At 48.0% G+C, this 14,260-nt stretch carries 10 protein-coding genes; 2 read left to right on the top strand and 8 right to left on the bottom strand.

Annotated features, from left to right (window positions below; genetic code table 11):
- Positions 1-90: 90 nt before the first annotated feature.
- Positions 91-561: a hypothetical protein gene (locus tag FJM74_RS14585; RefSeq protein ID WP_187263354.1), complete on the top strand. Its 471-nt coding sequence runs from the start codon at positions 91-93 to the stop codon at positions 559-561.
- Between the two features lie 423 nt (positions 562-984).
- Positions 985-2,631 carry a UxaA family hydrolase gene (locus FJM74_RS14580; RefSeq protein WP_187263353.1) on the top strand — a complete coding sequence of 549 codons (1,647 nt, stop codon included), beginning with the start codon at positions 985-987 and terminating at the stop codon, positions 2,629-2,631.
- Between the two features lie 205 nt (positions 2,632-2,836).
- Here FJM74_RS14580 and FJM74_RS14575 read toward each other — a convergent pair whose 3' ends face one another.
- The 8 genes from FJM74_RS14575 to FJM74_RS14540 form a co-directional block, all read right to left on the bottom strand.
- Positions 2,837-3,472 carry a class I SAM-dependent methyltransferase gene (locus FJM74_RS14575; protein WP_187263352.1) on the bottom strand — a complete coding sequence of 212 codons (636 nt, stop codon included), beginning with the start codon at positions 3,470-3,472 and terminating at the stop codon, positions 2,837-2,839.
- Between the two features lie 87 nt (positions 3,473-3,559).
- On the bottom strand, positions 3,560-5,326 hold the full coding sequence (locus tag FJM74_RS14570; protein ID WP_187263351.1) for a DUF6119 family protein: 1,767 nt from the start codon (positions 5,324-5,326) through the stop codon (positions 3,560-3,562).
- An 80-nt stretch (positions 5,327-5,406) separates the two neighbouring features.
- Positions 5,407-6,093, bottom strand: coding sequence for a LamG domain-containing protein (locus FJM74_RS14565; RefSeq protein ID WP_187263350.1), 687 nt, complete (start codon positions 6,091-6,093; stop codon positions 5,407-5,409).
- Between the two features lie 404 nt (positions 6,094-6,497).
- Positions 6,498-7,934 carry a glycoside hydrolase family 28 protein gene (locus FJM74_RS14560; RefSeq protein ID WP_241739181.1) on the bottom strand — a complete coding sequence of 479 codons (1,437 nt, stop codon included), beginning with the start codon at positions 7,932-7,934 and terminating at the stop codon, positions 6,498-6,500.
- A 251-nt stretch (positions 7,935-8,185) separates the two neighbouring features.
- Positions 8,186-8,584, bottom strand: a complete 399-nt coding sequence (locus tag FJM74_RS14555; protein WP_187263349.1) for a VOC family protein — start codon at positions 8,582-8,584, stop codon at positions 8,186-8,188.
- Positions 8,585-8,672: 88 nt separating this feature from the next.
- The gene (locus FJM74_RS14550) at positions 8,673-9,905 is read right to left on the bottom strand and encodes a dienelactone hydrolase family protein (RefSeq protein WP_187263348.1); all 1,233 of its coding nucleotides are present in this window, start codon (positions 9,903-9,905) and stop codon (positions 8,673-8,675) included.
- Between the two features lie 438 nt (positions 9,906-10,343).
- Positions 10,344-11,168, bottom strand: coding sequence for a rhamnogalacturonan acetylesterase (locus tag FJM74_RS14545; protein WP_187263347.1), 825 nt, complete (start codon positions 11,166-11,168; stop codon positions 10,344-10,346).
- Between the two features lie 260 nt (positions 11,169-11,428).
- Positions 11,429-14,161: a pectinesterase family protein gene (locus FJM74_RS14540; RefSeq protein WP_187263346.1), complete on the bottom strand. Its 2,733-nt coding sequence runs from the start codon at positions 14,159-14,161 to the stop codon at positions 11,429-11,431.
- Between the last annotated feature and the right edge of the window lie 99 nt (positions 14,162-14,260).

Below are 14,260 nucleotides of genomic sequence, written 5' to 3'. Positions count from 1 at the left end.
CGCAGGCACCTGGTTTATGGCAATGGACTTGCAACCCTTTGTCCGGAGAAGGGCTCATGTTTATGTAAATTCAACTAATTCGCATACACAATGACCCGTTTCTTTTACCTTTTAACAGTAGCGCTCCTGTGCTGGAATTGCCAGCCTGAGGCGCCATACACACCACCTGCAGCAGAGCCTCTTGCCGAAGGAATTCCTTTTAAGCAGGAATTTTCGATGCAGGCCGGGCAGCAGGTATTGCTCTCCGGAGGGGCTGCTCCCCGAAAGCTTTACCTTGTGCTCAAGGAACTAAACGACTCACGTTGCCCGGCCAATGCTGTTTGCGTGCACTATGGTTCCGCCTCTGTGCTGCTTTCTTTATCCAACAGCCAGGGCAAAAACGAAGCCGTAGCGCTATGCATCGGCGCTTGCTCAACCACCACCCCACGGAATACACAAACCCTTACCACGCAGGTAGGGCAAACCACCTACAAAATCACCCTGAAGGAAATCAAGCCTTTCCCCGGTCTGGAGAAATTCGGTGACGCAAAGCAGGCCGTGCTCCGGGTGGAGAAGCTCTAAATTTAGCCTTGTAAAAAACTTAAATAATTATTTGAATGAAAATGGCCCTCCGGAGGCATTTGCTACCGTTTGCCCCCTGACCAGACTGTTGCAAACCGCATCCCTTAGAACCTAAAAAAAAGAGCTAAACGAATGCTTTGTATATAATTATTCTAAGCAGCTCCATTGGCCAGCCACCTGATCTGTCATTGCTGACTGGGCAGGCGCTGTGCAGGGTTGTTTATATAGAAAAAACTAGTATTTTAGGGCCAGGAATTTTATTTGCAGCCAGGTTGTTGATCCCTTAGTATACTTTCCGGGCTTTATAGTAGAAAGTTACCTCTTATAAAAATTTTTACTCAAATTCTTTTCAAATTAAGAAAAACATTTTGCTTATTTGCAAATGAGCGCAATCGATTGCGCTAATAACCATTAGCATTAGATATGTCAAAGAAAATTTTAAAAATCCATCCTGATGATAACGTGCTGGTAGCACTGACGGACCTGGAATATGGTGAGGTGGTTGAATATAACGGCAACAAGATTGTGCTTGCCGAAAATGTTGCAGCCAAACATAAGTTTGCAGAGCAGGAATTAGCTCCTGGTGACGAAATATTTATGTACGGCTCGCTGGTTGGCAAAGCCGTATCTACTATCCCGACCGGTGGCGTGCTCACCATCCATAACGTGAAACATTCCGTTTCGGAATTCACCGGAAAAACCAAAGTTACCGGCTGGACAGCCCCCGACGTATCTAAATGGGCAAACAGAACTTTTAACGGCTACCACCGCGCCGATGGCCAGGTAGGTACCGGCAACTACTGGCTGGTTATCCCGATGGTGTTCTGCGAAAACCGCAACGTGAACATAATTAAGCAAGCTTTTATCGATGAGCTTGGCTTCGGAAACCAGGACATTTACAAATCTTATGTGCAGCAGATGGTGGAGCTCTACCAGGCTGGCAACATAGAAGAAATTGAGAAGCTTTCTTTACAGGCTACGACCTCTAACGGTCAGAAGCGTGTATTCGAAAATATAGACGGTATTAAATTCCTGACGCACGAAGGTGGCTGCGGCGGTATCAGACAAGACTCTGACATGCTGTGCGCCCTGCTGGCAGGTTATATCAACAACCCGAACGTGGCAGGTGCCACCGTACTGAGCCTGGGTTGCCAGAACGCACAGGTGAGCATTCTGGAAGAAAAAATCAAAGCCATTAACCCTAACTTCTCCAAGCCGCTGATCGTGCTGGAGCAGCAGAAAGAAGGCACTGAACTGGAACTGCTGTCGCAGGCTATCCGCAAAACCTTTATTGGTCTGGTAGAAGCCGACAAAAACCGACGCCAGCCTGCCCCGCTGAGCAAACTGGTGGTTGGCCTGGAGTGTGGTGGTTCTGATGGTTTCTCTGGTATCTCTGCCAACCCATCGGTAGGCCACGTGTCTGACCTGGTGGTAGCCCTGGGCGGCAAGTCCATCCTGTCGGAGTTCCCAGAGCTGTGCGGTGTAGAGCAAGACCTGATAAACCGTTGTGTTGATGATAAAACGGCCGACCGTTTTGTGGAGCTGATGCGTGCCTACGCACGTGCAGCAGAGGCAGTAGGTTCTGGTTTCGACATGAACCCTAGCCCGGGTAACATCAAAGACGGCCTGATCACGGATGCCATTAAATCAGCGGGTGCAGCTAAAAAAGGCGGTACTTCTCCGATTGTAGACGTGCTGGATTACCCTGAGTATGTAACCCAACCTGGTCTGAACCTGCTATGCACGCCTGGCAACGACGTAGAAAGCACCACGGCTATGGCTGGTTCCGGCGCGAACATTATCCTGTTCACCACTGGTCTTGGTACGCCAACCGGTAACCCGGTAACACCAGTTATTAAGGTTTCTTCAAACACTATTCTGGCACAGCGCATGTCTGATATTATCGATGTGAACACCGGCCCGGTGATAGAAGGTACCAAAACCATCGAAGAAATGGGTGAAGCGATGCTGGAGCATATTATTGCAGTAGCCAGCGGCGAGGTTCTTACCAAAGCCCAAAAGCTTGGTCAGGACGACTTTATTCCCTGGAAACGAGGCGTTTCGCTTTAATCTGACAATACCTGTTTTAAGTGAAACGGCTGGACTCCTGATGGAGTCCAGCCGTTTTTTTGTTGGAGGTTTGGTAGGGAAGACGAGGATTAAAATCAGGGACTACATAAAGGAGCCATGGTACAACTATTGTTGGTGCGGCAACTGGGCTGGTATATACAACAGATTAGGAGTAGGCAATTACTAAAATAGCCACTGGTATTCTTTATCTTTCTAGTTTCCTACACGTTATTTGCCAAAATTTTTGGGAGGGCTTATTCCCCATATTTTTTGCCGGTTCATTTATCTCTTTAGATTCAACCAGTCCATAAGCAGCAAATTCTTTTTCTAAAGTATCCGAATCATAAAAGAATAGCTGAACACCATGCCTCGTTTCAAATCTGTCCTTACTTAATTTTTCTCCTTGCCCATAAGCAGCATCGTTTTTAGAAATTGCCACAAAAACCATGTACCCACCAGGCCGAAGCTGGTTGTAACAATCGCTAATCAGCTTAACACGCTCTTTATCATTTAACAAGTGGATCAGTGCATAGCAGAAAATCCCATCGTACAATTCCTGGTCAAACGGCATGGCGCTAACGGATCCATGGTATACTTTTACATCATCTCCATAGTGTTGTTGGGCTAAGGCAATTGCAGTTTCCGAAATTTCTATTCCTGTTACACTGAACCCATTATCCGTAAAGATCTTTGCATTTCTGCCGTAGCCAAATCCGGGTATCAAAATCTTGCTAAGTCCATTTTTCTTAAAGAGCTGTAAGGTTTCGATTGCAGAGTCCGCTGGTTCAAATCCCCACATCGTCTTTTTATCTTTAAAGCTCGACTCCCAAAACTCTGCCATGATATTTTTTTTTGATTGTGGATACGGTTTTTATAAACTATGCACCAGGTATTAACCTGAGTCGACGTTTACTTTTTGTCTACTCTATTATTGTCTCATAATTTGATGTGTCAAAAGATCATAGTAGTTTGCTCTCATTTCACCAGAACATTGAATGAGCTGAAATCTAGCTATGTTCGAATCAAACCTATCCATATTATCTTCTACTTTCAAATCGTCCTTTAAATGAGAAGTGAAAGCAATCACAAAAGAGATTTTTTTATTAAAAAGATTCTTAAATTCATCAAGATTTAAACCATCAAAATCGTAGCCCTTATCTACTAATTTGCTATATATTTGATTAAGTAATTCTTTTTCCTTCGTTCCCAGATTTTCCCTTAATCTCCTTGCGGAAATCAAAATCTGATTTGTTAATTCCCTCATTTTAGTACTGAATCCATATTTTACATGGATGAGATATAAGTTATTTTCATCATAATGTAAAATATCACACAGCTCTAATCCATCAGCAATAATGGTATCAATTACTATGTAACCCAGTTTATTATTATACAGGAGGTTGTAACTACCCTCCCGACTTAAGAATGTTTTATCCCAGGGTTCTGTTAAAACATTTGGAGGGGCTTTATATATTCTTAGGATATGTTGGGCATTGATATTCAAATCTTTGACAAAAGAATCTCGAAGTCTATACCACTTGGTATCTACTAAAAATATTGGCTGCTGATTGATAGAAAATTCAGTTGTAAAATGGAATAAAAAATTTGAGCTAATCGTTTTCCGACCATCCTTATAACAGGTAACTTTAACACCTTGAAGGTAAACCATAAAATTAAATCTGTCGTTGTTCCCAAACTTCTCGACTGTCCTGCGAAGTACAGTATCGTAAATTTCATTTCTATCAGTTACAGTTGAAAAAGTAGCATACCCTCCATTCTCAGTTTTTTCTTTTAATATAAAACTATCAGCCTCATAGAACCTTTCTATTTCGTTTGGGTTACAGAAATCAAATTCAAACCTTCTGGCTGTCTCTGGCCTTCCGATAAAAGCTGCATCATTGTACAATCTGTCAATTAAAATAGGTTTGAAAGATTCATTAATTATTTTCTGGTCTGTTATTTCTTTGTAAGAGCTTAAATAGTCACTTGGGGCAATCTGAAGTATGTCGCGAAATTCATTGATAATTTTATGTAGTTCCTCAAACGTAACTCCTCTCTTTACCTTGAACGACTTACCTACATATATTTGAATTCTTTCATCTTCACGTTTTTGTAGGAATCCAAAGTGTAAATTGGAAATTTCATTACTTAGCTTAAGGTGTATTTCCTGAGGCAGTTTTCCGAATTTCACGAAGTCAATTATTCTATAGTTATCGCGAAATTGTTCGTTTAGTCCAGCACGGGCACCCGTTAGCCCTCTTGATTTGATAGAGGCAAGTTGGTCCAAATCAGGTTTCATTATCCGGGCATACATATTTAAACCAAATGAATGGTCAATGAAGGGGACTATAATTTGATAGGCATTCCCACCAATTGTACAGAAAAGTTCATTTTCACTGTGGGAAAACAGTATTAATGACAATTTCTGTTGTTTAAAATTTTGACCAAAACTCAAACCCTGAGGTAAAAAATCTTTCCAGTCTGAGTCTGTATCATTTGTATTGAAGAGGTGAAGAAAATAGGTGATATCGTCTTTATTTATTGACTTTATACTATCAGCTTTTATGGTATTTTTAAAACCAAGTTTCTTGTATGAAGTTGATATTATTTTAAAGATGATTTCTCGGGCATCATGATACTCCCTTAATAATCTGTGCGACTTGTCAATTCGATAAATTTTTGGAGTTTGAATCATATTATATGTTTGCTAACTGCTAATTAAACCGAATATTCAGCTTGTCTGCACTATATCTTTAATCGTTTCTCTTCTAAATCCTACGGCTCCAGCGGAGGTAGTGCCCAGGGAATAAACCGAACGGTTTTGATGGCTCCGTTAAACCAGGACACTTTGTTTATTCTGGTGCCGAGCGAAACATTTGCCTGCGGACTCATGGGTAAGAACGTAATGTTGCCGGATCCTTCTTCTACGCCATTTACATAACCTGTCATGGTATTGTCTTTGTAAATCAACGTCATGGTGGCCCACTCGTTTACCGGATGCGTTTTGGTAGAGTCTATCAGCACCAGCCTTTCATTCTCCGTTTTCATAAAGAAGTCGGCGTACCACTCTTTTTTGTCGTTTAGCCTTAGCTCCATCAGCATGCGGCGGTCCAGGTTAACGGGGTCCTGGATGTGGAAAAACCGTTGCTCCACGTTAGCAGGGAAAGCATCGTAGGGGTTAAACACCACTTCTATGGTAAATTCTTCGGCATCGAAAATCGGGTTGGCAATCAGTTGCAGGCCATCGTCTTTCCCGTCGAACTCTACGGCCTTCTCTCCTCTTGCCACGCTTATCACCTTCGGCTCACCTAGCACGGTAGTTGGGTGTTCTCCTACCTTATCGAGCGACTCCAGCCACCAGATTTCGATGGGCCCTCTTGGGTCTGACGCTTTTCTGCCAGAACTGCAACCGAGACTCACGAGTGCCAGCACCCAAATAAAAATATGTATCTTCTTTGTCATGAAAAAGAGTTAATAATAGTTGATTTTGGCCTTCCTGCCAGTGTATTGGAGAAAACGCTGTAGCGGACAGCAGTTTATATTTCATAGTCTTTCTTACTGCTTCCCCAGGACGCTCGCAGGAGCTGCGCACACTGCGAGGTCTGGCCAGCTATTTCACTATTGTCCCTTTAGCACATCAGCACATTAATTAATAGGCCCATTCACACACAATTATTCTAATGAAAATGGCCCTCCTGAGCTATTAGCTGCTGCTGCTGCTGCTCGGGGGTCATGAGCACCCGCGAGGGGTGCGGCTACAGGGGGCATGTTATTGTCTGAATCAAAATTTACAGAATCAGGGAATTATCTGAACAAGGTTTTCAGATATCCAAACCTTTAAAACCTGGCAGCTTCGAATCCGAAAATTAATTCTCCTCCAGCTTTACCTGCTCGCCGTTGATGGTTACATTCTCGAACTGCACGTTTTTGATGTTGCTGAACTTGTAGGGCTCCGCCACATTTTTAATGTTCACGTCGATCAGGCGCAGGTTCTCTACCGGCGATTGCGGATAACCTTCCAGCAGCACCCCTACTTTACCCCCGTTCTCTACAGTCATGTTGCGGACTTCGATGTTGCGGACAGCCGGCACGTGTGCGCCAGAGTCTTCGTAGAACATGTTTACGCGCACCACCTGCTGGGCCACCTGCCCAACCTCGATGTTGCGCAGGTACACGTTCTCTACGGTGCCGCCTCGCATAGAACTGGTTTTGATCCGCAGGGCGCGGTCCAGTTCGGGGCTGCTCATTTTGCAGTTCTCGGCAAAAATATTGCGGGCTCCTCCTGATATCTCACTTCCGATCACCACACCACCGTGACCGTTCTCCATCACGCAGTTCTGGATCACGATGTTCTCGCTCGGCACGTTTATGCGGCGGCCATCCGCATTGCGGCCCGACTTTATGGCAATACAATCGTCGCCGGTGTTGAAGAAGCAGTCTTTGATCAGCACGTTCTTGCACGACTCCGGGTCGCAGCCGTCAGAGTTTGGCCCCTGGCTTTCTACGGTCACTTTCTGGATTGTCACGTTGTTGCAGAGCACCGGGTTCAGAATCCACATCGGGGAGTTGATAAAGGTAACGCCCTCGATCAGAATGTTTTCGCAGCGGTAGGGCTGCACGAACTGCGGGCGCAGGTAAAAGCCTTCACCAAAAATACGCTCCTCTACCGGCACGTTGTCTTCGCCCATCTGGAACAGCACGGCACGCTTGTCGGGGTCGTTCTGGTTGGGTGTTCCTTCTTTCCAGCCATCACGCTTGTTGCCTTTCCAGGGCCACCAGTTGGTTTCGTCGGCCTGCCCGTCCAGCACGCCTTCGCCGGTTATGGCAATGTTTTTTTCCTCAAACGCATAAACCAGGGGTGAGTAGTTCATCAGTTCCACTCCTTCCCAGCGGGTGTACACCACCGGCAGGTAATCTTTGGGGTTGGTAGAGAAGAGAATAGTCGCACCTTTTACCACATGCAGGTTCACGTTACTTTTCAGGTAAATCGGCCCGGTCAGGAATTTGCCTTCAGGCACCACTACCCTGCCGCCGCCTGCTTCGCTACAGGCAGCTATCGCCTTTTTAAAGGCTTCAGAAGAATTGGTGGTGCCGTTGCCTACTGCGCCATAATCGGTTACGTTAAAATCTCTGTCGGCAAAAGTCGGTGCTCTTATCTGGCTCAGGATGTCGTCTAATCCGTCCCACACATCAGCTTCCTGCTGCGCCTGGCCCTGTTGATTCCCGCTTTCATTTCCGCAGCTTGCTGTTCCCAGCAACGTGAGCAGCATAAGGCTGGCAGCCCAGTATTTTCTTATATTCATGTTTATCTTGTTTTTAGGTTGATGTAACTGATACTTAGTTAAATTAGAAATTCAAAATTATTTATGCCCTTGAAACTCGCCCATCATGTTTGAGAACTCCACTAATTTCTGGTGCAAAAGCAGATATTTTGTTAGATAATATCTTCATTTCCCATACGGCCGGAGGCCGCGGAATAGCAGTCACAAGCGAGGACACTCGCGCCATGATCATTTCTAATTTTGAACTTTGAATTTCCCAAAGTGGCGTAGCCTTAGTTTTCCCGTTCGGTGAGCATGGGTTTGCCGCGTTTGCAGAGCTGTACAGCCAGCCCCCAGGGGTCGCGCATCATCACCAGGTGCGAGCCGTCGTCCAGTTTGGTGTCAGACACCTCGGTTGCTCCTGCCTGCTGCAGGCGTGCCTTGTCGGCATCCGGATCTTCCGATACAAAGGCCAGGTGCACCAGCAGCGGGTCCATGTCGCGGTACGGAGGTACCTTGTCTGCCGGGTTGCGGTACACCTCTATCATAATGCGGCCGCTGTCATCGGCCAGGAAAGCCATAAACGGAGCTTCTTTCACCTGTTTTACCACCTTCATGCCCAGGTGCTCGGCATACCAGTCGACCATGGCGATCGGGTCTTCTACGTTCACGGCAAAGTGTTCTAATTTCATATCTTTATTTTGAGTGATTGATTCAGTGATTTAGTGGGTAAATTATTTAAATGAAAACGGCCCTCCGGAGCTGCTATTCCTGCTGCTGCTATTTTAGCCAGCGCTCCAGCCAGGCAAAGGCATCGTCCTGCATTTGTATGCTCATGGAGTGGGGCACGTCGTAGTAGTTGCACTTAAATCTATCGGGAGCTTTCATCTTGGCATAGATAACAGCCAGTTTGGTTTCGGCTGCCTGCATGCCGGCTATGTTGAAGAGTTTGTCCTGCTTGCAGTTCAGGATCAGCAGCGGCCTTGGCGCATTGAGCGAGGCCACATCGGGCAGGTCGAGGAACCTGTGCTGGCGTGGCACATACATCATCCAGGTGTGGCGGGTGTGCTCCTGGAGCATGTGCTCGAACGTGGTAGAAAAAGCAGCCACCACGCCCGTCTTGATTCTGGCATCGAGCCCAAACAAATAGGTGCTGCGCAAGCCGCCCAGCGAAAGCCCGATGCAACCGATCTTCTCCGGGTCCACCTCCGGCCGGGAAAGCAGAAAATCTACGGCCACACGATCGCCCTGCGCGATCATGCCGAGCCAGGTGGTGCCGGAGGCAAGAATGGTTTTGTTGAGGGGGATTTCGTGCGAGTTGGCAAATTTATTATAGGCTCTGATACGCTTGCTTTCGCTCTCGTAGCTCGTGTTTAGCAGGGTTTTGGTGAATTGCGGACTCACCGTTTCCGGCTGCAGCTTCTGAGAGCCAAAGTACATGGCATCGGGGCAGAGCACCACAAAACCGCGCTTTGCCAGCTCATCGGCGTAGTAGCGCCCTTCGTAGAGGTTCTGCACATACTCCACCAGCAGGGGTGGTTGGTTGTCTGTCAGGGTGTGCTTCTCCTTCCCGTAAAAGTAAAACCCGCCGTGGTCATGAAGGGCTATCACAGCCGGGGCAGGTTTGGTCAGGTTATCCGGAATCAGCAAAAAGGCTTCGGTTTTTTGAAGCGCATTCAGGTTGTAGCGCACCAGGTACTGGGTGTAGCCATCTCTTTTGGTAGAATCAAGTACTTCGGAGTTCAGGGGAGCCGGTACAGGGTCAAAGGCCAGCAGCTCGTGCAGTTTCGCTTTGGCGGTATTTCGCCACTTTTTCTCGTTTTTCCAGTTCCTGGCCAGGTAACTCAGGCGATTGTTGTCTTTAGCAGCGTAGGAGCTGATGATCGGGTAAAAGTTGCCGATGTCGGAGGTGGTTTGCTGGGCGAGCAGGCCAGATGAAGCAACTAACGGCAACAGGAGCCAGAGAATCGTTTTTCGAAGACCCGGTAGGAAGCAGAAAAGGTTTAGGGACATAATGGCTGGCTAAATTTCGGCATCGGCTTTAGAATAAATATCCTAAAACTAAACAGGATGTATCTAGTCAAATTTACATTATATTAATCTGAAATGCGAACCAGCGCCGGATTAATACACGATTTTTACGCTGACAGAAAAACTTCTATTTGTCAGGCAGCCGGATTTGCGGCTGATGCCCGCTTCCGAGTTCTGAGCTAACCATATTTCCTTCCGGCACTCAGAAAATGAAATGTACCGATTGTCCTTGAAGCTGTTATTCAGAGTAACTTATGGAAACAGAAATCACCCCCTCTTATGAGCTTTCAGCTCGCGGAGGGGATGATTTCTGTTTAAAGATACCCGAAAAATATTATTCTTACTTATTCAATTATTCTAATCAAAAAGCCCCTTCGGAGGTATTGAACAACTGCTGCTCCGCGCCTTTGGATTATGAGCCTACTTCTCCTTCGTTTTTGTGCTTGCCTGTGGCAGTTTCAGTTGCTTCATGCCGTCAAATACCAGCTGCGCCACGGCTTTGCCTCCTTCCGGCTGAAAGTGCGTGTTGTCTTTCTGTCCTTCGGGATAGGCTTTGTACTTGCCGGCTGGCAGGTTCATAAAATAGTGCTCCGTTACGTACTCCTGCCCTTTCGCCGTGAAAGCGTCCATAGATCGTTGGTTCAGGTCCAGCAGGTACACATTTAGCTCCTTTGCCACCTCCTGCACTGCCTGCGGGTAGTCGCCGTGCACGTTGGTCAGTTTCCCGTTCTGCCAGGGGTAGTTGCGGGCCACTGGCGTGAGCAGAACCGGGATGCCGCCTTTTTCGCGGGTCTGGTTTACGAACAGCCTCAGATACTCTTTGTAGCCTTGTATGTTCACGTAGCGCTCCGGTTTGTTTTGGGCCGCATCGTTGTGCCCGAACTGAATCATGACCACATCATTTTTCTGCAGTTCCTTGTACACAGCTGCCCAACGCCCTTCCTCAAAAAAGGTGCGGGTGCTGCGGCCTCCCCTGGCCTTGTCTGCCACCACCGCACTGTCGGTCTTGATCAGGTGCCTTACTTTGGTGAGGCTGTCGGGGCGCAGAAAGGGCTGAAACACCTGCCCCCAGCCAGTAACCGGGTAACGGGTGCTCCTATAATCTTCGCCATCGTAATCGGTGTAATCGGCCACGGTAGAGTCGCCGATCAGGTACACAGTGGTTATTTTCTTTTTCTGCGGCATAAAGGACATGCCGATGAGGCAGATACCCAACACCAGCATGCCTGCTACTATTCTGTTCATGGAAGGAAGGTTAAGGGGCTACGCCGAATTAAAAATTAGAAATTCAAAATTAGAAATTAACATAAACCTGCTTCCTGATAATACGAGAAGCCTTTTTCACCTGATTCATCATTATTGAATAGTTGAACTCGTTTTAACAGCTTTAACAAGATAAATCTGAGGCTGTTTTCAGATCAATTCTTCTATCTACTGCTGGATCAGGAAGGAAAACCACGTGGCGCTGCAGAACAGCGCCACGTGGTTTAGAAGTAAAAAGTGAGTTATTTTCGGATCAGCACTTTGGCAGATCCGTGCTTACCATCTACAAAGTAGCGGGCAACGTAAAGTCCAGGCTTGTAGCCTTTAAAAGAGATAGCCTTGTCGCTGGTTTCTTTCTGAACCACCGCACCAGTAATGGAGTAAACTGTAACTGCAGTGCGTGAACCGGTAAGGTACAAGGTCTTATCAGCGTAACGGACAGGTTGTTTTTCCAGCTCAGCAGCCACAGACACAATGGTAGCCACCTCCAGGGCGCCTGGTCCTTCGAAAAGAGCAGGGTGCGATGCTGCTGTGTAAATACCGGCTGGCATTTCTACCCCATTGTGTATAAATTTAATAACGCTTACTCTGGTGTTCAACACAGCTTTGCCCGTACCGCTGGTTACCAGTTTCAGTTCGTCGCCGGCACTTTTCTCGTGGCTGAAAAGAACCTTGTTGTTAGCGCCAACCTCTATCTGACCGCTTCCGAAAGCAAAGGCGCTCGTGCCTTCTAGGCGAGTAACCGATGCGGCGTTGCTGCTTGGCCTGGTGGCATCCCAGGTACCGGAAAAACCGCTGTTGTCGCCGCTCAATATTAAAGTGGCTGTTACCTGCTCATTCCGGTTGTTGAAGGCTGTCACCTTGGCTCCTCCTCTTAAGTTGCCCAGCAGTGTGAGCGCATTACCAGCCGCATTGTTGCTGCTCATTTGCATAGTAACATCGCCGAGCACATTAATGGGCGCATTCAGCGAAAAGCCGGTTCCGCCGGTGGCATAGGTTATGCGGGAGCCTGCTTCCATTTCCACTTCTCCGGTTACGGCATGGTTGCCGCGCATACGCAGGTTGCCTGCCGGCTGCAACACCATTTTAGCCGGGAAAGGCTCACCAGTTGTTTCAATTTCCCGGTTCACGTATACGGTCTCTCCGGCCTCCGGCAATAGTTGCGGCGAATAATGGGCCGCGTTATCCCAGTTGCCGTTGGCGCCTCCCACAAAAGTAAAGGAGCCTGGCCGGCCTACAATCACTTTACCAGTCCCACTGATCAGGTCCGGATGTGTCGTGGCCGTATATTCGCCCATGGCCTGCATGTCGCTACCGATGAAGAACTCACTCAGGGTAACGTCGGCGTTGAGCACCAGCGCAGCACCTGCTGCTACACGCAACTGCGAGGTTGGCTGCAGCGCCCCGTCGTTATCGATGGCAAGGGTGGCACCGCTGCTTATGTTCACACTGCCTCTGCCCAATGAGTTGGCAGCCTTTGCCTGCAGTGTACCGGCGCTGATGGTCCAGGCACCAGAGTAGTCTGTGTTGTTGGCGGCCAGCACCAGCAGGCCATTGCCTTCTTTTGTCAGGTTATGCACGCCAGCCAGTGCCGCATCCAGGGTAAGTGTGCCGGTTACGCCAAAGGTGTTGGCTTCTTTAGTCGAAATTTTGCCAGCCAGTGTCACTTCTTCAGCCGCACGGATTGCTGAACCGCCGATAGAAAGATAGGTTACGGTGCTGTTTCCGGTTACCCGCAGCACAGCTCCGTTTACCATGTTCAGGTCGGCAACAAAACTGCCACCGTCTGCCAGCACTTCGTGCTCTCCGCTTACTGTGGCTGATTCGCCGGTAGCCGGAACGGCTGCCGGGTTCCAGTTTTCGGCCACTAACCAGCCTTTGGTGGCGGCGGCACCTGTCCAGTTATAAGAGGGCACTACAGGCGCCTCTGCGGCCGGGTTCCAGCTATCGGTGCCTGCCATTACCTTTTCTACGGTATAATTCTCTGCTTCTCCGGCTGTAAGGGCGCGCAAACCAACCCAATTGGCACGCTTGCTCATATCGGCGCCTGGCCCGGTGTTGTTGTATTCGTACAGCTTCAGATCGGGGCTGGTGGCTGCGTAGTCCATGTTCCAGGTATCGCCCCAACCTTGCGGATGGATCTTCTCTGTCATTTCGGAATTCATCCAGACTACATGCGGATATTCATGCCATGGGCGGCCCAGCCTAACCAGTTCGCCATCGTCGCCGGAACGTGGGCTGCTGGTGGCATAAGTCAGGCGGCACTCGTTGAATACGTAGCCGTAGGTTTGGGTACGAGGCGTAGAAGGTGCTGTAATCCAGCCGCCGCCCCAACTGCGGATTTCACAAGCCTGAAAGAACGCAATTCCAGCGCCATAAATATAGTCAGTGCGGCCCTCGATCAGGCAGTTTTCAAAGTAGGTGCGTTTGCCGGCATCCCAAAGGTAAATGGTGTCCTGGTAGCCTTTCAGGTCGCAGTTCACAAACACGTTCTTATCTGACTTTACGGTGATGGCCTGCGCCTGCCCTACCGGGCCAGCTGTGTTCTCGATGGTCAGGTTCTCGGCCCGGAAGCCATCGCCCTGCAAGGTGAGGGTGGCAGAGGTGCGGATGTTGTCGCCGGTCCATTTGGCTGCGTCGGCGGTAGGGCACTTGCCACTGGCGCAGTCGTAGATATGGTAGCTGATAATGGTTTCTTCGCGGCTCTCGCCAATAAGGGTCACGTTCCTTTTTGTGCCGGGCACCATCAGTTTCTCGGTATTATAAAGGCCTCTTTTGATGTAGATGACCGTGCGCCTGTCGCTGTTATTGGGCACAGCATCTATGGCAGCCTGTATTTTCTCAAAATCGCCGCTGCCATCCTGGGCTACCACGATGTCGGCATTAAAGGGTTTGGTCTGGGCAGTGCTGCTGAAGCCTGCCAACAGCAGACACAAAAGCAAGAGCAACTGCGGTATGTGTATAGGTCTTTTCATAAAATAAATGTGTTATTAAGTTTAAATAGGTTAATAATTTTTTAATACCCTGCAACCTAAAAGGCTAACGAATACTTGTTCTATCATAAACACTAAACT

The sequence above is a fragment of the Pontibacter beigongshangensis genome, assembly GCF_014332515.1.
Classification (GTDB): Bacteria; Bacteroidota; Bacteroidia; order Cytophagales; family Hymenobacteraceae; genus Pontibacter; species Pontibacter beigongshangensis.
Note: the sequence above shows the minus strand (reverse complement) of the source record. Positions and strands in the feature narration are given on the sequence as shown.

Excerpts from the sequence above, each read along its gene's own strand:
- FJM74_RS14585 (WP_187263354.1), top strand. The coding sequence starts at position 91 with ATGACCCGTTTCTTTTACCTTTTAACAGTAGCGCTCCTGTGCTGGAAT.
- FJM74_RS14580 (WP_187263353.1), top strand. The coding sequence starts at position 985 with ATGTCAAAGAAAATTTTAAAAATCCATCCTGATGATAACGTGCTGGTA.
- FJM74_RS14575 (WP_187263352.1), bottom strand. The coding sequence starts at position 3,472 with ATGGCAGAGTTTTGGGAGTCGAGCTTTAAAGATAAAAAGACGATGTGG.
- FJM74_RS14570 (WP_187263351.1), bottom strand. The coding sequence starts at position 5,326 with ATGATTCAAACTCCAAAAATTTATCGAATTGACAAGTCGCACAGATTA.
- FJM74_RS14565 (WP_187263350.1), bottom strand. The coding sequence starts at position 6,093 with ATGACAAAGAAGATACATATTTTTATTTGGGTGCTGGCACTCGTGAGT.
- FJM74_RS14560 (WP_241739181.1), bottom strand. The coding sequence starts at position 7,934 with ATGAATATAAGAAAATACTGGGCTGCCAGCCTTATGCTGCTCACGTTG.
- FJM74_RS14555 (WP_187263349.1), bottom strand. The coding sequence starts at position 8,584 with ATGAAATTAGAACACTTTGCCGTGAACGTAGAAGACCCGATCGCCATG.
- FJM74_RS14550 (WP_187263348.1), bottom strand. The coding sequence starts at position 9,905 with ATGTCCCTAAACCTTTTCTGCTTCCTACCGGGTCTTCGAAAAACGATT.
- FJM74_RS14545 (WP_187263347.1), bottom strand. The coding sequence starts at position 11,168 with ATGAACAGAATAGTAGCAGGCATGCTGGTGTTGGGTATCTGCCTCATC.
- FJM74_RS14540 (WP_187263346.1), bottom strand. The coding sequence starts at position 14,161 with ATGAAAAGACCTATACACATACCGCAGTTGCTCTTGCTTTTGTGTCTG.